This window comes from Pseudomonas sp. Root401 (assembly GCF_001425105.1).
GTDB lineage: Bacteria > Pseudomonadota > Gammaproteobacteria > Pseudomonadales > Pseudomonadaceae > Aquipseudomonas > Aquipseudomonas brassicacearum.
Map to the genome: position 1 here is coordinate 63,098 of NZ_LMDO01000019.1, position 15,609 is coordinate 78,706.

Genomic DNA, 15,609 nt, shown 5'->3' on the forward strand with positions numbered 1-15,609 from the left:
CCTGAAAAATTGTTCTTGTTGAATCTTTGTTGTGGGAGCAAAGCTTGCTCGCGATGCAGGCGACTCGATTTCTGAAAGACCGCATCGCCTTCATCGCGGGCAAGCCTTGCTCCCACAGGAACAGGGATAAATCCCCTCGCCACAGGGTCCATCACTTACCTTGGGTCATACACCCCAGCGCGGTATGTGATGACTGCCCATGGAGATGCAAACGTTCTTGATCTCGGCAAACACTTCAAAGCTGTACTGTCCGCCTTCGCGGCCGGTTCCGGAACCCTTCACGCCGCCGAAAGGCTGGCGCAGGTCGCGCACGTTCTGGCTGTTGATGAACACCATGCCGGCCTCGATGCCATGGGCCAGGCGATGGGCCTTGCCGATGTCCTGGGTCCAGATGTACGAGGCCAGGCCGTATTCGGTGTCGTTGGCCAGTTGCAGGGCTTGGGCCTCGTCCTTGAACGGGATCAGGCACACCACCGGGCCGAAGATTTCTTCCTGGGCGATGCGCATGTTGTTGTTCACGTCGGCGAACACCGTCGGCTGGATGAACTGGCCGCGGCTCAAGTGCGCCGGCAAATTGGCCGGACGCTCCAGGCCGCCGGCCAGGAGGGTGGCGCCTTCTTCGAGGCCGATCTTGATGTAGCCGGTGACCTTGTCGTAGTGGGCCTGGGTGATCATCGAGCCGACCTGGGTCTTCGGGTCCTGCGGATCACCGACGATCAGGCGCTTGGCGCGGGCGGCGAACTCGGCCACGAACTGCGGGTAGACGCTTTCCTGGATGAAGATCCGGCTGCCGGCGGTGCAGCGTTCGCCATTGAGGGAAAAAATCGTGAACAGCGCGGCGTCGAGGGCGCGTTCGAGGTCGGCGTCTTCGAAAATCAGCACCGGTGACTTGCCGCCGAGTTCCATCGAGTACTTCTTCAACCCGGCGGTCTGCATGATTTTCTTGCCGGTGGCGGTGCCGCCGGTGAAGGAGATCGCCCGCACATCCGGGTGGCGCACCAGCGCATCGCCGGCGGTTGCGCCGTAACCCTGGATCACGTTCAACACGCCATTGGGCAGGCCAGCCTCGACCGCCAGGCGACCCAGTTCGTTGGCGGTCAGCGGCGACAGCTCGGACATCTTCAGCACGGCCGTGTTGCCCAGGGCCAGGCACGGCGCGGTCTTCCAGGTCGCGGTCATGAACGGTACGTTCCAGGGCGATACCAGCGCGCAGACACCCACCGGTTGGTACAGGGTGTAGTTGAGCATCTGATCATCGACCGGATAGGTGTGACCGTCCATCCGCGTGCAGACTTCGGCAAAGAAATCGAAGTTGTGGGAGGCACGGGGGATCAGCACGTTCTTGGTCTGGTGGATCGGCAAGCCCGTGTCGAGGGTCTCCAGTTCGGCCAGTTTCGGAACGTTCTGCTCGATCAGTTCACCGAGCTTGCGCATCAGTCGGGCGCGTTCCTTGGCGGGCGTATTGGCCCACTTCGGGAAGGCCTCCTTGGCCGCAGCCACGGCTTGGGCGACTTCCTCGGCACCGCCGCTGGCGACTTCACCGATGGCCTCGCCGGTGGCCGGGTTGTAGTTGACGAAGACGTCTTTGCTTTCGACCTCACGGCCGTTGATCCAGTGTTTGATCATGCTGCTCAAGCCTCTTTACGGGATGCGAAGAACTCGGCTTCGCTGACAATTCGATTGACCAGACGGCCGACGCCTTCCACTTCGACTACCACTTCATCGCCGGGCACCACGTCCGCCAGGCCTTCCGGCGTGCCGGTGGCGATCATGTCGCCGGGTTGCAAGGTCATGAAGCTGGACAGGTATTCGATCAGGTACGGGATATCGAAAATCATGTCCTTGGTGCTGCCTTCCTGGCGCAGTTCGCCATTGATCCAGGTGCGCAGCGTCAGGTTGCTCGGATCCGGTACATCGGCCACATCGACGATCCATGGGCCGACGGGGGTGGTGGCATCGCGGTTCTTCACCCGCAGGTTGGGGCGGTAGTAGTTTTCCAGGTAATCGCGGATCGCGTAGTCGTTGCACACGGTGTAGCCGGCCAGGTATTGCAACGCATCCTCGCGCTTGACGTTGCGCGCCGCTTTGCCGATGACCGCCACGAGCTCGCACTCGTAGTGCATGTAGGCGACGTTGTCGGGACGCCAGGTCGCCTGGTTGTGGCCGGTGTAGGTGCCGGGGGACTTGATGAATGCCAGGGGTTCGGTCGGCGGCTTGAACGCCAACTCGGCGGCGTGATCGGCATAGTTCAGGCCCAGGGCGAACATGCTGCCGGTGGCCGGTGGCAGCCACTGGACCTGGTCCTCGGCCAGCAGGCGGCCGTCGGCCAGGCGCACGGCGTTGTGAGCTTCAACGGTGACGGCCTGATCCTGGCCTTCAAAACGAATGCGCGCGTGTTTCATGAATCTGCTCCTGTTTCCTCGGCCACGATGGTATTGACCAGACGGCCCAGGCCACTGATGTCCACTTCGACACGGTCACCGGGCAGCACGTCGACCCGGCCCTCAGGCGTGCCGGTGATCAGCACGTCGCCGGCATGCAGGGTCATGAACTCGCTGATCTCGGCGATCAGTTGGGGAATGTTGCGAACGAAGTTGGCAGTGCTGTTCTGCTGGCGAACCTCGCCGTTGACGTACAGCGTGATCGCCAGGCTGTGAGGGTCGGCCACCTGAGTGGTGGGCACCAGTTCCGGGCCGATGGCGCAGAAGCCGTCCCGGCACTTGGCCTTGACGGCGGGGCGGTAATAGCTGTCTTCCGGGAGGCTGAATTCATTGACGATGGTGTAGCCGGCCACGTAGTCCAGGGCTTCGGCGGCGCTGACGCGACTGGCTGACTTGCCCATGACCACGCCAAGGGCCGGTCCTGGTTGCAGCCTTTCGCCATGACCAGGATGAACCACCTCGGCACCGTGCCAGTTGCGGGTATTGGGGGTCTTGATGAACAGCACGGGCTTGAGCGGCGGCTTCTGGTAGGGCGGTTGCTCGAACTCGGCGAGGCGCTGTTTCAGCAGCCCCTGGTAGTTCAGCGCGACCCCGAACAGGGTGCCGGTCGCGACGTCATGCAGGGCACGGCTCATGCTTGTCTCCTGGCGATGCAGAGGGGTGAGGGCTCTGCGGTTATTGTTAATGTATTAACAGTTATAATTAAGATGTTAACTATCGTCAAGCGTGACAGAATGAGCGGGCACTGGTTGCCTTGCCGGATTCGGTGCAGGATGGGTGCGGCAGGTGCCTGGACCAGAATAAGAAAACGAGTACTGCGTGATGACTGACCGTCAGCCGATCCCCAACATCAACATTGGTCAGGTGTACGACCAGCGCTACAGCGACGCCGAAGTGCATTACGACCGACTCGCCAACCTGGCGGATTTTTTCGGTCGCAACATGCCGGTTCATCGCCACGACCGGTTCTTCCAGGTGCACTACGTCAAGAGCGGCACCGTGCGCGTGTATCTCGATGACCAGCAGTACGTCGAATCCGGTCCGATGTTCTTCCTCACACCGCCGACCATTCCCCATTCCTTCGTGACCGAGGCTGACAGTGACGGGCATGTGCTGACGGTGCGCCAGCAATTGGTGTGGCAGTTGATCGACGCCGACCCCAGCCTGGCGCCGGCGGGCGTGCAAATGCCGGCGGCCTGCGTAGCGCTGGCGCAACTGGGGCCCGGGCAGGCGGGGGAGGTGCGGCGCTTGGAGTACCTGTTCGAGGAGTTGAGCGAGGAGGTGACGGCCGGGCGGCCGGGGCGCAGCGCCGCATTGGACGCTTTGACGCGGCTGATCATGATCAGCCTGCTACGGTTGTGTTCCAACTCCCTGGAGGCCAGGCCGGCCCGGCATGAAGACCTGAAGATATTTCACCGCTTCAACGAGTTGATCGAGGCCCACTACCTGCAGCATTGGCCGTTGTCGCGCTACGCCGAAGGCATCGGCGTGACCGAGGCGCGCCTCAATGACGTGTGCCGACGCATCGCCGACCTGCCTTCCAAGCGCCTGATCATGGAGCGGTTGATGCAGGAGGCCAAGCGCCTGTTGTTGTTCACCGGCAGCTCGGCCAATGAAATCTGCTACCAGCTCGGGTTCAAGGACCCGGCGTATTTCAGTCGGTTTTTTCAGCGCTACGCCCAGCTCACGCCGGGGGAGTATCGCCAGCGGCAGTCCGGGTTGCGCTGAATAGTGGCGAGAGGAATTTCTGTGGGAGCAAAGCTTGCTCGCGATGGAGGCGCCTCAATTTCTGAAAGACCGCATCGCCAGTATTCGCGAGCAAGCTTTGCTCCCACAGAATCCTCTTCCACAGTGACATAGCGCGGCCATGCTTCTTGCAGCAGCCTGGCGGCCCAACTAAGCTGCCGGCTCGTCCATTCAAACAGTCCGAACATGGCCAACCCCAGACCCTCATTGACCCTGACGCTGTTGCAAGCCCGCGAAGCGGCGATGGCTTTTTTTCGACCGGCGCTGAACCAGCATGACCTCACGGAACAGCAATGGCGGGTGATCCGTATCCTGCATCAGCAAGGGGAGCTGGAAAGCCATCAGCTCGCTCACCAGGCGTGCATCCTCAAGCCGAGCATGACCGGTGTGCTCAGTCGCCTGGAGCGTGACGGCTTGGTGCGGCGGCAGAAGTCCAGCCAGGATCAACGACGGGTCTTTGTCGGGCTGACCGAGCGCGGCCAGCAGTGCTTCGTGTCCATGAGCGAGGGCATGGAAAGCAACTATCGACGGATCGAAGAGCAGTTCGGCGAGGAAAAGATGCAGCAGCTGCTCGCGTTGCTCAATGAGCTGAAGAACATCAAGCCCTGAGCCGTCCTGTCAGGCACCCGCAGCGAGGATGCGCTGTAGGAGCTGACGAGCGAAGCGAGGCTGCGATCTTTGCACTGCTCATTGAGTCGAAAGTTCAAGATCAAAAGATCGCAGGCTTCGCCAGCTCCTACAGAGTCGAGCGAGAGTAAGCGCCATCGCCACAAAAGCGCTTCACACCGCGCTGCGTTCACGCAACTCCTGCAACCGATCAGCCCCGCCCTCGGCCACGCGATTCTCGAGCAAACGATCGGAACCACCTTCGGCCACACGGTTCTCGAGCAACCGATCGGAGCCGCCCTCGGCCACGCGATTCTCGAGCAACCGATCGGAACCACCTTCGGCCACGCGATTCTCGAGCAACCGATCGGAGCCGCCCTCGGCCACACGGTTCTCGAGCAACCGATCGGAGCCGCCCTCGGCCACACGGTTCTCGAGCAACCGATCGGAACCACCTTCGGCCACACGATTTTCCAGCAAACGATCAGACCCGCCTTCAGCCAACTGTTGCACCTGGTTGTGAATCGATGCACTGGCTGCGGTGGCCGAGGCGACATTGGCCAGGCCGACACCGCCAACCAATGTCAGGGCGATAGCCAGGGACGATACTTTCGAGAAATTGAACATGGTGATTCTCCTTGCGCTTGATTGAGTGGGTCCGTGGCAGCGAGTGTGTTGCTGTCCGGTGATCACAGTTAAACGCGCGGATGTATCGACGATGTGTGCCAGGAGAGGGCGAAATACATTGTTTCGTATCAGTCCGCATTTCAGATACAGACCGATACAAAACCGTTGAGACGTGGCGAGGCTGGGGCGATGGCTGGCTGCTCAAGAGGTGAAAAATCGCGAATTGCCTGGTCGATAATCGCACGCTTTGCGGTGTATACCCGGCTGGGTTATTGACCAAACTAACCGGGTGGTACATTTTATCGGCAACCCGTCTTGCCCAACGAGGCCAAGACCATAATAAAAACAGAGGAATACTCCATGCCTACTCGTCTGCGAGCGCCACACGCCTTTCCCTCGATCCGTTGTTCCGATCCGAAAGCATCTTCCAGCCTCTCAGGTTCGATTCGCTAGCGGCCCACGCTGTTTGCGGTCTTATCGCGCCAATGGGATGTCGGCGCTCGACAAGCCTCGGAGTTCTTCAAGATGACAAAAATCGTCGATCTGTATTTCAAGCTGCTCAAGCTACTGATTGTGTTGTGCATGGTCGCGATGATCGTGCTGGTGTTCGGCAATGTGGTGCTGCGTTATGCCTTCAACTCTGGCATCAGTGTGTCGGAGGAGCTGTCGCGCTGGTTCTTCGTCTGGATGATTTTTCTCGGTGCCCTGGTGGCGCTCAAGGACCGTGCTCACCTGGGCATGGACAGCCTGGTCAAGCGCTTGCCGCCGGCTGGTAAGCGTATCTGCCTGGTCATCAGTCATCTTTTGATGTTGTACATCTGCTGGCTGATTTTCAGTGGCAGTTGGCAACAGGCCGCGATCAACCTGAATGTCGTTGCCCCGGCGTCAGGATTGTCCATGGCGCTGTTTTATGGTGCCGGCCTAGTGTTTGGCGCCAGTGCCGCAGCGATCCTGCTCTACGAGCTCTACCTGGCGCTGTTCGGCAAGCTGGGGGATGACGAGTTGGTGATGGTCAAGGACAACGACGCCGAGCTGATCACCCCTAACTCCATCACCCCTGACCCCATCAAGAGTACTCGCCCATGACGCTGGTTATTTTCCTCGGGTCCTTGATTGGCAGCATGGCACTGGGCATGCCCATCGCGTTTGCCTTGCTGGTGGTCAGTGTGGCGTTGATGTTCTACCTGGATCTGTTCGACGCGCAAATCATTGCCCAGAATCTGCTCAACGGTGCGGACAGCTTCCCACTGATGGCCGTGCCGTTTTTCATGCTGGCCGGCGAGATCATGAATGTCGGCGGCTTGTCCAAACGCATCGTCAACATTGCCATGGCGCTGGTGGGGCACAAGCGCGGTGGTCTTGGTTACGTGGCGATCATCGCGTCCTGCCTGCTGGCGTCGCTCTCCGGTTCGGCCGTGGCCGATGCGGCGGCACTGGCGGCGTTGCTGGTGCCGATGATGGTGCTGGCCGGGCACAACCGGGCGCGCTCGGCGGGTTTGATTGCCGCCGGTGGCATTATCGCGCCGATCATTCCGCCGAGCATTGGCTTCATTGTCTTTGGCGTGGCGTCCGGTGTGTCGATTTCCAAGTTGTTCCTGGCCGGCATCGTGCCGGGGATCATGCTCGGAGCGGCGCTCGCCATTGCCTGGTGGTTCGTCTCCCGCAGCGAGAATGTCGAGACGCCACCCAAGCAATCCCGTGCCGAGGTTCTGCGGGCATTGGTCGAGGGCAGCTGGGCCATGGGCTTGCCGATCATCATTATTTTCGGCCTCAAGTTCGGCATTTTTACCCCGACGGAAGCGGCGGTGGTGGCGGCGGTCTATTCGCTATTCGTCTCCCTGGTGATCTACCGGGAAATGAAAGTCAGCCAGTTGTACGAGGTGATCCTGTCCTCGGCCAAGACCACCTCGGTGGTGATGCTGCTGGTCGCCGCCGCCATGGTTTCTTCCTGGCTGGTGACCATTGCCGACTTGCCGGGCCAATTGGCGGCGGTGCTCGAGCCATTCATGGATAGCCCGACCCTGCTGTTGGTAGTGATCATGCTGATGATCATCCTGGTCGGTACGGTCATGGACATGACGCCAAGCATCCTCATCCTCACACCGGTGCTGATGCCTGCGATCACCCAGGCGGGCATCGACCCGGTCTACTTTGGCGTGTTGTTCCTGATCAACACCGCCATCGGCTTGATCACCCCGCCCGTGGGCACTGTGCTCAACGTGGTGAGCGGGGTTTCCAAGCTCAATATCGAAGAAATCGTTCGTGGCGTGTGGCCGTTCCTGCTTGCGCAACTGGCGGTGCTGATCCTGCTGGTCCTGTTTCCGCAACTGGTCCTTGGACCCCTGAAATTCTTCACCGGTTAATGCCGGTGCAAGCCGTAGTAGCTCGACTTAAAAACAATAATGATCGGAGAGTGACATGGGACAACTGATGAAAACCCTGTTGGCCGGGGCGTGCGCAACGGGACTGCTGCTGGGTAGCGTGGTCAGTCACGCAGATGAAATTCGCGAGCGCACCCTGCGATTCGCGTTCCAGAACGTCAAGGAGCATCCACAAGGGCAGGGTGCGCAGAAGTTCGCCGACCTGCTCAGCGAAAAGAGCGGTGGCAAGATCAAGGTCCGCCTGTTCCCCGGCGGTACCCTAGGCGGCGACGTGCAAACGGTGTCGGCGTTGCAGGGCGGTACGCTGGACATCACCGTGCTCAACTCCGGCATCCTGGCCGCCCAGGCACCGGATTATGCCATGCTCGATTTCCCGTTCCTGTTCAACAACGTCGAGGAAGCCCATGCGGTCATCGATGGGCCGGTCGGGCAGAAACTGGCCGCGCAACTGGACAGCAAAGGGCTGGTCGGGCTGGGTTATTGGGACCTGGGTTTCCGTAACCTGACCAACAGCAAGCACCCGGTGGCCAAGCTTGAGGACATGCAGGGCTTGAAGATTCGCGTCATCCAGTCGCCGATCTACCTGGAGACCTTCTCCGCCCTGGGCGCCAACCCGGTGCCGATGGCGTTCCCCGAGGTCTACACGGGTCTTGAGCAGCACACCATTGACGGACAGGAAAACCCGTTCACCGTGATCGAGGGCAACAAGTTCTACGAGGTGCAGAAGTATCTCTCCGTCACGGGCCACATCTTCAACCCGCAGTCGTTGATCATCAGCCAGAAAACCTGGAACCGCCTCAACGACGACGAAAAGGCAATGATTCGCGCGGCTGCGGCCGAAGCGCAAACATTCCAGCGTGAAGTCACCGCGGCGGGCATGGACAAGGCCAAGGTGACGCTGGCTGGCGCGATGACCGTGAATGAAATCACCCCAGCCGAGAAAGATCGCTTTCGCGAGCGCGTGCAACCGGTAATCGACAAGTTCGCCAAATCCCTGGATGGCGAGCTGGTGAAGACGATGTACGACGAAATCGCCAAGGTGCGGGCGGCGCAGTGAGGCGGATAGGTCAGTCCTGAACAGACCCAACCCGTGTGGGAGCGAGCTTGCTCGCGATAGCGGTGTGTCAGTCAACATCAATGCGGCTGACTTGACGCTATCGCGAGCAAGCTCGCTCCCACAGGGTTTTTTGTTTTTTCAGTGAACGGTTATTGGGCGGCCGGGACGGCCAACCACTGCCCAATCACTTTCTGGTAGCTGCCATTGGCCTTGCTCAGGTGCAGCCACTGATCGACGTACATCTTCCAGGTGGCGTCATCCCGAGGCAGCAGGTAGGCCTTCTCGCCATATTGCAGGTAGCGGGTCGGGTTGACCGCGCACAGGCCGGGCTTGAGTTTTTGCTGGTAGAGCGCTTCTGACGCGTCGGTAATCATCACATCGGCTTTCTTGTCCAGCAGTTGCTGGAAGATGGTCACGTTGTCGTGGAAGCTGAGCTGGCCGTTGGGCAGGAACGCCCGGACGAAGGCTTCGTTGGTGCCGCCGGCCGGCTCGACAAGACGCACCGAAGGCTGGTTCATCTGCTCGAGGGTCTGGTAGCGCTCCTTGTCTTCGCAACGCACCAGCGGGATCTTGCCATCCACGTCCAGGGTGGTACTGAAATAGGCTTTCTTCTGGCGCTCCAGCGTCACCGAAATCCCACCCATGCCGATGTCGCATTGACCGGCAACCATATCCGGCATCAGGGTTTTCCAGGTGGTCTGCACCCATTGCACCTTGACGCCCAGGCTGGCGGCCAGCGAGCGCGCCATGTCGATGTCGATGCCTTCGTATTCGCCCGCTTCGGTTTTAAAGGTATAGGGCTTGTAGTCGCCGGTGGTGCATACCTTCAGTTCGCCGCGTTGCAGGACCTGGTCCAGCAGCGAAGGTGCCGGCTCGGCCAAGGCGCTGCCGCAGAGCGCCAACAGGCCACAGAGCGTCATCGAGCTTGTTATGTTTTTCATAGTGATTGGACGTCTCGCAACGGAAGGGAACAAGACCGGGGAGTGTAGTAAAAGCTTCGGTAGGCTGTCACTGCAGGCTTTCCAGGTAGGCGCAGAACATATCGGCCATGGCGTCGCTATAGACGGCAATTTCCACAGGAGAGCGGGGCGCGGATGAAAATCGCTTGCCCACGGTACTCAGCGTGGTGATCACCAAGTCACCTGCCAGGGCGCGGGCCTGTGCAGGGACGGCTGGCAGTGCTTGCAGCATGAAAGCGTCCACCGACTGTTGCACCGACATCCGCGCAGCCTGGTGCTCGGGGGCGTCGCGGTAGAGCGGTGCGGCGTCGTTGAGCGCGACGCGTATCTGGGCCTCGTCGCATTCGGACTGGATGAACGCCCGCACGAGGCTGCGCAGCCGCTCAAAGGGCGGCTGGCGGCTGTCTTCAAGAATCTCGCGCAGCATATCGCTGGTTTGTCGCCATTCATCACTTTGCAGGCGGAACAGGATCGCCGCTTTGTTCGGAAAGTACTGGTACACCGAACCGACGCTCACACCAGCTCGCTCGGCAACCCGGGCCACCGTGAAACGTGCCGCGCCCTGGGTCGCCAGAACCTGAACAGCCGCCTCCAGAACGGCGGCAACGAGCTCGGTGGAACGTGCCTGTTGCGGCTGTTTGCGCGAGGAAATCTGCGGGCTTGAGCGTTCGGACATATGGGCATGAGCCTCGGAAGGGAATGCGAATAGGAAATGCGACGAATTGTTCGTATCTTGAATGCGACGAATTGATCGCATTTTAGTCGGCTCCACAGACAACGTTCAACGTCACATCGCATCCTTTCTGTGAGTAGGGTCATGACTCAAAAAAACGTTCATCAGGGCGCCTCCTTGGCGCCTCAGGCAAGCGCTGACGCCAAGCCGGTGCTCAAGCTGTTGCCACTCACGCTGACGGTATTCATCGGTTTTCTCACCCTGGGCATGCAATTGCCGGTCTTGCCCTTGCACCTGCATGACACGCTGGGCATGGGCACGCTGGTCATTGGCCTGGTGGTCGGCGCACAGTTCGCCGCGGCGCTGTTGTCCCGCGCCTGGGCGGGCAACTTCGCTGACATGCGCGGTGGCAAGCGCGCCGTTATGGTCGGCCTGGTGACCGCGGCGGTTTCCGGGTTGGTTTATCTTGTTTCCCTGGCGTTCGTTGCTACGCCTGTCACGTCGGTCTGGCTCTTGCTGGGCGGGCGTGTCCTGTTGGCACTGGGTGAAAGCCTGATCGTCACCGGCGCGTTGGGGTGGGGCATCGGCCTGGTCGGCGCGCAGCATGCCGGCAAGGTCATGGCCTGGAATGGCATCGCCATGTACGGCGCCTATGCCCTGGGCGCTCCGCTCGGCGTGGCGCTGAATAGCGGCTGGGGGTTCACCGGCATTGCCGTCTCGACGATTTGCATCCCGCTGCTGGCGCTGGCGATTGTCGCGGGTGTCCGGGCTGTCGCCCCTACGGCGACCCGGCGCGCACCGTTCTACAAGGTGCTGGGCGCGGTGTGGGTGCCGGGCATGGGGTTGGCGTTTTGCAGCGTTGGCTTCGGTGTCATCACGGCTTTTATCGCGCTGTTGTTTGCGGCCAGGGATTGGGGCAATGCCTCGCTGGCGTTCACCGCGTTCGGGCTGGCGTTCATCGGTGCGCGCCTGCTCTTTGGGCACCTTCCAGACAAGATCGGCGGCGCGCGTGTCGCCCTGGTCTGTGTGGTGATCGAAGCCGTCGGGCAATTGCTGATCTGGAGCGCCGACACTGCGGCGATGGCCTATCTGGGTGCGGCGCTCACCGGCTTCGGCTACTCCCTGGCCTTCCCGGGCTTTGGGGTGGAGGCGGTGAAGCGTGCGCCAGCGCAGAACCGCAGTCTTGCCATGGGGGCCTATGTCGCGTTCCTGGACATTTCCCTGGGGCTGAGCAGCCCGCTGGCCGGGGCGTTGGCGGGCACATGGGGGATCGGCGCGGTTTACCTGGGCGGAGCCGTGACGGTGATGCTGGCCTTTGTCGTGGCGCTGACATTGGTGATGCCAGGGGTACAAGGCCGGCAGCCGGCCTGAGCTGCGCCAGAAGTGAGTCTGTGTTCCTCGATGGTTCTAACCAGGGAGTTTGAAACATGCATGTATTCGTTACCGGTGCCACGGGCTGGGTTGGGTCTGCCGTGGTCCAGGAATTGATCGGTGCCGGCTATCAGGTCACCGGCCTGGCCCGTTCCGATGACAAGGTTGCCGCACTGGCCGCGACCGGCGCGAAGGTGGTCCGCGGGACATTGAATGACCTCGACGTCCTGCACCGGGCGGCTTCGGCGGCGGATGCGGTGATTCACACCGCGTTCAATCATGACTTCTCGCGGTTTGCCGAGAATGCTGAGTTGGACCGCCATGTCATCGAAGTCTTGGGCAGCGCGCTGCAGGGGTCTGAGCGACCTTTGCTGGTGACGTCCGGCCTGCTGGGTTTGACCCGGGGTGCGAGCGAGCTGGAGGTGCCCAGCCCGGCTTCGCCGCGTAAGTCCGAAACGGCGGCCCGGGCGCTGGTCGAGCGTGGTGTGCGCTGCGCGACCGTGCGCCTGGCGCCCTCGGTCCATGGCCTCGGCGACCACGGGTTCGTTCCGATCCTGGTTCGCCTGGCCCGGGAGACGGGCGTTTCGGCCTATCTCGGGGACGGCGTCCACTGCTGGTCGGGCGTGCATCGGCTGGACGCCGCACGGGTCTATCGGCTGGCGCTGGAGCAGGGCGTGACACAGTCCGTCTACCATGCCGTCGCCGACGAGGCTGTGCCGTTCAAGGACATTGCCCAGGCGATCGGTCGTGGCCTGGGGTTGCCAGTCGAATCCCGGGAGCGCGAGCATTTCGGCTGGTTCGCCCACATGGCGGCGGCGAACATGGCAGTGTCCAGCGCATACACCCGCGCCTTGCTGGGCTGGATGCCAAGTGGCCCGAGTCTGTTGGCCGATCTCGAGCAACCTGGCTACTACGCAGGATAACCCCCGTCGGGTGTAGACGCTGTGTAGGAGCTGTGTAGGAGCTGTGTAGGAGCTGACGAGTGCAACGAGGCTGCGATCTTTCCCCACACACTTGAATCTCAAGCGAAAGATCAAAGAGATCAAAGAGATCAAAGAGATCAAAGAGATCAAAGAGATCAAAGAGATCAAAAGATCGCAGCCTTCGGCAGCTCCTACATTCCCGCCTAGCGCGAAATGATCCCGTGGTCGATTGCGTATTTCACCAGGGCCGCCGGCTTGTCGATGTTCAGCTTGCGACGGATGCTCAGGCGATGGGTCTCGACGGTACGTACGCTGATGTCCAGCTCGCGGGCCATTTCCTTGTTGTTCAGGCCCTGGACCATTTTCGCCAGAACCTGGCTCTCGCGCGGCGTCAGCTCGCTGTCGGTGTGCGGGTCGGTGGCGAGCCGCTGGGCGATCTCGGCGCTGTAGAAGGTGCCGCCGCTGATGATGGCTTCGATGGCTGCGATGATTTCCCGCGACGGCGCGTTCTTGAGTACGTAGCCGCTGGCACCGGAGCGCACGGATTCGCTCACGTACTCGTGATTGTCGTACATGCTGAGGATAAGGATCTTGAGGCTGGGGTATTGCTTGCCCAGCAGCCGGGTCAGCTCGAGCCCGTTCTTATCCTTGAGGCCGATGTCCATCAGCAGCAGGTCCGGCTGGCAGCGACCGACCATTTCGATCGCCTGCGCGCCGTTCTCGGCTTCGCCCACCACGTCCAGTTGCGGCATCACCGACAGCAGGGCCTTGATGCCGTCGCGGACCAGGGAGTGATCATCGACCAGCGCTACGCGAATCACCGGAGGCAGGTTCATCGGCAGGTGCTCTTGTTGGAAGGGGCTCGCATCAGTTTTCCGTTACCGAGAGGTTCATGGGCAGCAGGATATCCAGTTCGCTTCGTCCCGGTGCCGAGGTCACTTCCAGGCGTCCGCCGAAATGCTCGACCCGTTCGCGGATATTGCGCAGGCCGATGCCGGCATGGCCGCGTTCTACTTGCGGGACGTTGAAGCCCATCCCGTCATCGACCACCGTCAGGCGCAGGGACTGGCTGGAGCCGAACAGGGTGATGCCAACGCTCTTCGCCCCGGCATGGCGTTCGATGTTGGTCAGGGCTTCCTGGGCAATGCGGAACAGCGAGACAGGGGCGCCATTTTCCAGGCGACAATCGAATTCGTTGCTTCGATAGGAGACTTCCAGCCCGCTGCGCTGTTGGAATTCGCTGGCAAGCTGGCCGATGGCGGCGGGTAGGCCCAGGGTGTCGAGCAGGGACGAGCGCAAGTCGTGGGAGATGCTACGGATCTCGCCGATGGCTTCGCCCAGTCGGTCGGTCGCATTCTTCAGGATGCCCAGGCCGTTTTCCTGGCCGTTTTCCAACACATGGCTGGCCAGTTCGAACTGGAATTTTATCGACACCAGCAACTGGCTGATGCCGTCGTGCAGTTCGCGAGACACCCGCGAGCGTTCTTCTTCCTGCAAGCTCACGATGCGCTGGTTCAGCCGCTGTAGCTTTTTGTCGGCCAGGCGATGTTCGCTGACGTTGAGCGTCATGCCGCCGGCAAATACCAGCAGGACCGCCACCAAGGCGATCGCGGCGATGGCCTGCATGGTCGTGTGGATGCCATGGGCGACTTCGTCGCGGGCTTGCTGGGTGGCGCGCTCGACATCCTCCAGGTAAATCCCGGTGCCGAGCATCCAGCCCCATTGATCGAGCATCACGACATAGGCCAGCTTGTCGGTCACCTGGCCGGAGGAGGGCTTGTTCCAGGCATAGCGCTGGAACCCTTCGCCTGACTCGGCACTCTTGAGCAATGCCTGGATGACCGGCAGGCCGTGGGGGTCCTTCATGTCCCAGAGGTATTGCCCCACCAGTTCCGACTGGCGGGCATGCATGAGGCTGCGGCCCTGGCGGTCGTACACGAAAAAGTATCCGTTGATGCCGAAGCTGAGCTTGCGCAGTTCTTCCAGGACCTGCTGTTGCGCGCGCTCGTCTCCCCGGCCGTTGTCATACAGCGGGGCGATCAGGCTCTGCGCCATCTCGACATAATTCTTCAGCTCAGCGCGCTTGCTCGCCAGGATGCTGTCTTCGATCAGTTGCGCCTGTTGATCGCCCAACTGGCGATTGAGCGAGACCACCAGGGCGCAGATGACCGCGATGGCCAGGACCAGCGGCAAGATCCCGAGGGCGACGATTTTGTGTTTGAGCAGCATCTGTACTCCTGTCCGGACTCGGCGGGGAGGCGAATGGCGGCATCATATGCCAAACCCATGGATGAGGCATAAAACCTGTGGCGCAAGACAATGTGGGAGCAAAGCTTGCTCGCGATGCGATGCAGGCGCCGCGGTGTATGAAAGACCGTATCGACTCTATCGCGGGCAAGCCTTGCTCCCACAGAAGTTGGGGTTCTACGTAGTACTACGGATTTATTTATTGACCCATTGCAGGGATATTGGGCCGGCTCCGAATAGCCGGGGCACACTATAAAAACAATCGCCGCAATCCACTGGATATCGGCAGGAGACACGCAATGACAACCCGTCTGGTTAAACACCTCGCCTGGTTTGCCGTGGCTGTTCTGGGAGCCTGTGCGTTGAGTGTCGTGGCCTTGCGCCGCGGCGAACCCATCAACGCCCTCTGGATCGTCGTCGCAGCCGTGGCCATCTACCTGGTCGCCTACCGCTACTACAGCCTCTTCATCGCCAACAACGTGATGCAACTCGATGCGCGCCGGGCCACCCCCGCCGTGCTCAACAACGATGGCCTGGACTACGTCCCGACCAACAAACACATTCTGTTCGGCCACCAC

Annotated in this window: 16 protein-coding genes; 8 read left to right on the forward strand and 8 right to left on the reverse strand. The window is 61.1% G+C overall.

Annotation, left to right across the window (positions count from 1 at the left end; all coding sequences use genetic code 11):
- Positions 1 to 165 precede the first annotated feature (165 nt).
- Genes hpaE through ASC85_RS16065 form a run of 3 tightly spaced genes read right to left on the reverse strand, consistent with a single transcriptional unit; the run spans position 166 to position 3,076 of the window.
- Positions 166 to 1,626 carry a 5-carboxymethyl-2-hydroxymuconate semialdehyde dehydrogenase gene (gene hpaE / locus ASC85_RS16055; RefSeq protein WP_014338032.1) on the reverse strand — a complete coding sequence of 487 codons (1,461 nt, stop codon included), beginning with the start codon at positions 1,624 to 1,626 and terminating at the stop codon, positions 166 to 168.
- 5 nt (positions 1,627 to 1,631) lie between these two features.
- Positions 1,632 to 2,402 carry a fumarylacetoacetate hydrolase family protein gene (locus ASC85_RS16060; protein ID WP_057450428.1) on the reverse strand — a complete coding sequence of 257 codons (771 nt, stop codon included), beginning with the start codon at positions 2,400 to 2,402 and terminating at the stop codon, positions 1,632 to 1,634.
- Complete coding sequence (locus ASC85_RS16065; RefSeq protein ID WP_057450430.1) at positions 2,399 to 3,076, reverse strand: fumarylacetoacetate hydrolase family protein; 678 nt, start codon at positions 3,074 to 3,076, stop codon at positions 2,399 to 2,401. The genes ASC85_RS16060 and ASC85_RS16065 overlap by 4 nt, the downstream gene beginning before the upstream one ends.
- Positions 3,077 to 3,263: 187 nt before the next feature.
- Here ASC85_RS16065 and hpaA point away from each other — a divergent pair, with 187 nt between their 5' ends.
- Both hpaA and hpaR read left to right on the forward strand, forming a co-directional pair.
- Positions 3,264 to 4,169, forward strand: coding sequence for a 4-hydroxyphenylacetate catabolism regulatory protein HpaA (gene hpaA, locus ASC85_RS16070; protein ID WP_003201623.1), 906 nt, complete (start codon positions 3,264 to 3,266; stop codon positions 4,167 to 4,169).
- Between the two features lie 204 nt (positions 4,170 to 4,373).
- Positions 4,374 to 4,796, forward strand: a complete 423-nt coding sequence (hpaR, locus tag ASC85_RS16075; RefSeq protein WP_003201625.1) for a homoprotocatechuate degradation operon regulator HpaR — start codon at positions 4,374 to 4,376, stop codon at positions 4,794 to 4,796.
- Positions 4,797 to 4,967: 171 nt separating this feature from the next.
- Here hpaR and ASC85_RS16080 read toward each other — a convergent pair whose 3' ends face one another.
- Positions 4,968 to 5,420, reverse strand: a complete 453-nt coding sequence (locus ASC85_RS16080; RefSeq protein WP_236712365.1) for a phage infection protein — start codon at positions 5,418 to 5,420, stop codon at positions 4,968 to 4,970.
- 525 nt (positions 5,421 to 5,945) lie between these two features.
- Here ASC85_RS16080 and ASC85_RS16085 point away from each other — a divergent pair.
- From ASC85_RS16085 to ASC85_RS16095, 3 genes are read left to right on the forward strand one after another with little or no spacing between them, the layout of a single operon-like run.
- On the forward strand, positions 5,946 to 6,506 hold the full coding sequence (locus ASC85_RS16085) for a TRAP transporter small permease (RefSeq protein ID WP_057450432.1): 561 nt from the start codon (positions 5,946 to 5,948) through the stop codon (positions 6,504 to 6,506).
- The gene (locus tag ASC85_RS16090; RefSeq protein ID WP_057450434.1) at positions 6,503 to 7,783 is read left to right on the forward strand and encodes a TRAP transporter large permease subunit; all 1,281 of its coding nucleotides are present in this window, start codon (positions 6,503 to 6,505) and stop codon (positions 7,781 to 7,783) included. The genes ASC85_RS16085 and ASC85_RS16090 overlap by 4 nt, the downstream gene beginning before the upstream one ends.
- Positions 7,784 to 7,838: 55 nt before the next feature.
- A complete protein-coding gene (locus tag ASC85_RS16095; protein ID WP_057450436.1) occupies positions 7,839 to 8,858 on the forward strand; it encodes a TRAP transporter substrate-binding protein in 1,020 nt (339 codons plus the stop codon).
- A 149-nt stretch (positions 8,859 to 9,007) separates the two neighbouring features.
- Here the strand turns inward: ASC85_RS16095 and ASC85_RS16100 are convergent, their stop codons facing one another.
- The gene (locus ASC85_RS16100; RefSeq protein ID WP_057450438.1) at positions 9,008 to 9,799 is read right to left on the reverse strand and encodes a transporter substrate-binding domain-containing protein; all 792 of its coding nucleotides are present in this window, start codon (positions 9,797 to 9,799) and stop codon (positions 9,008 to 9,010) included.
- A 67-nt stretch (positions 9,800 to 9,866) separates the two neighbouring features.
- Complete coding sequence (locus ASC85_RS16105) at positions 9,867 to 10,493, reverse strand: TetR family transcriptional regulator (protein ID WP_057450440.1); 627 nt, start codon at positions 10,491 to 10,493, stop codon at positions 9,867 to 9,869.
- A 141-nt stretch (positions 10,494 to 10,634) separates the two neighbouring features.
- Between ASC85_RS16105 and ASC85_RS16110 the strand changes: the two genes are divergently transcribed.
- Both ASC85_RS16110 and ASC85_RS16115 read left to right on the forward strand, forming a co-directional pair.
- Entirely contained in the window at positions 10,635 to 11,861 is a 1,227-nt protein-coding gene (locus ASC85_RS16110; RefSeq protein ID WP_057450442.1) for an arabinose transporter, read from the forward strand.
- A gap of 56 nt (positions 11,862 to 11,917) precedes the next feature.
- A complete protein-coding gene (locus tag ASC85_RS16115; RefSeq protein ID WP_057450444.1) occupies positions 11,918 to 12,784 on the forward strand; it encodes an SDR family oxidoreductase in 867 nt (288 codons plus the stop codon).
- 203 nt (positions 12,785 to 12,987) lie between these two features.
- On the opposite strand, the gene ASC85_RS16120 is transcribed toward ASC85_RS16115, so the two are convergent.
- Positions 12,988 to 13,620, reverse strand: coding sequence for a response regulator (locus ASC85_RS16120; protein WP_057450447.1), 633 nt, complete (start codon positions 13,618 to 13,620; stop codon positions 12,988 to 12,990).
- 31 nt (positions 13,621 to 13,651) lie between these two features.
- Entirely contained in the window at positions 13,652 to 15,013 is a 1,362-nt protein-coding gene (locus ASC85_RS16125) for a cache domain-containing protein (RefSeq protein ID WP_057450449.1), read from the reverse strand.
- Between the two features lie 317 nt (positions 15,014 to 15,330).
- Here ASC85_RS16125 and ASC85_RS16130 point away from each other — a divergent pair.
- Positions 15,331 to 15,609 (forward strand): carbon starvation CstA family protein (locus ASC85_RS16130; RefSeq protein ID WP_057450451.1); only part of this gene is annotated, 279 nt, incomplete at its 3' end.

Coding starts and splice junctions, on each gene's coding strand:
- hpaE (WP_014338032.1), bottom strand. CDS start 1,626: ATGATCAAACACTGGATCAACGGCCGTGAGGTCGAAAGCAAAGACGTC.
- ASC85_RS16080 (WP_236712365.1), bottom strand. CDS start 5,420: ATGTTCAATTTCTCGAAAGTATCGTCCCTGGCTATCGCCCTGACATTG.
- ASC85_RS16115 (WP_057450444.1), top strand. CDS start 11,918: ATGCATGTATTCGTTACCGGTGCCACGGGCTGGGTTGGGTCTGCCGTG.
- ASC85_RS16090 (WP_057450434.1), top strand. CDS start 6,503: ATGACGCTGGTTATTTTCCTCGGGTCCTTGATTGGCAGCATGGCACTG.
- hpaA (WP_003201623.1), top strand. CDS start 3,264: ATGACTGACCGTCAGCCGATCCCCAACATCAACATTGGTCAGGTGTAC.
- ASC85_RS16060 (WP_057450428.1), bottom strand. CDS start 2,402: ATGAAACACGCGCGCATTCGTTTTGAAGGCCAGGATCAGGCCGTCACC.
- ASC85_RS16125 (WP_057450449.1), bottom strand. CDS start 15,013: ATGCTGCTCAAACACAAAATCGTCGCCCTCGGGATCTTGCCGCTGGTC.
- hpaR (WP_003201625.1), top strand. CDS start 4,374: ATGGCCAACCCCAGACCCTCATTGACCCTGACGCTGTTGCAAGCCCGC.
- ASC85_RS16110 (WP_057450442.1), top strand. CDS start 10,635: ATGACTCAAAAAAACGTTCATCAGGGCGCCTCCTTGGCGCCTCAGGCA.
- ASC85_RS16095 (WP_057450436.1), top strand. CDS start 7,839: ATGGGACAACTGATGAAAACCCTGTTGGCCGGGGCGTGCGCAACGGGA.
- ASC85_RS16065 (WP_057450430.1), bottom strand. CDS start 3,076: ATGAGCCGTGCCCTGCATGACGTCGCGACCGGCACCCTGTTCGGGGTC.
- ASC85_RS16100 (WP_057450438.1), bottom strand. CDS start 9,799: ATGAAAAACATAACAAGCTCGATGACGCTCTGTGGCCTGTTGGCGCTC.
- ASC85_RS16120 (WP_057450447.1), bottom strand. CDS start 13,620: ATGAACCTGCCTCCGGTGATTCGCGTAGCGCTGGTCGATGATCACTCC.
- ASC85_RS16085 (WP_057450432.1), top strand. CDS start 5,946: ATGACAAAAATCGTCGATCTGTATTTCAAGCTGCTCAAGCTACTGATT.
- ASC85_RS16105 (WP_057450440.1), bottom strand. CDS start 10,493: ATGTCCGAACGCTCAAGCCCGCAGATTTCCTCGCGCAAACAGCCGCAA.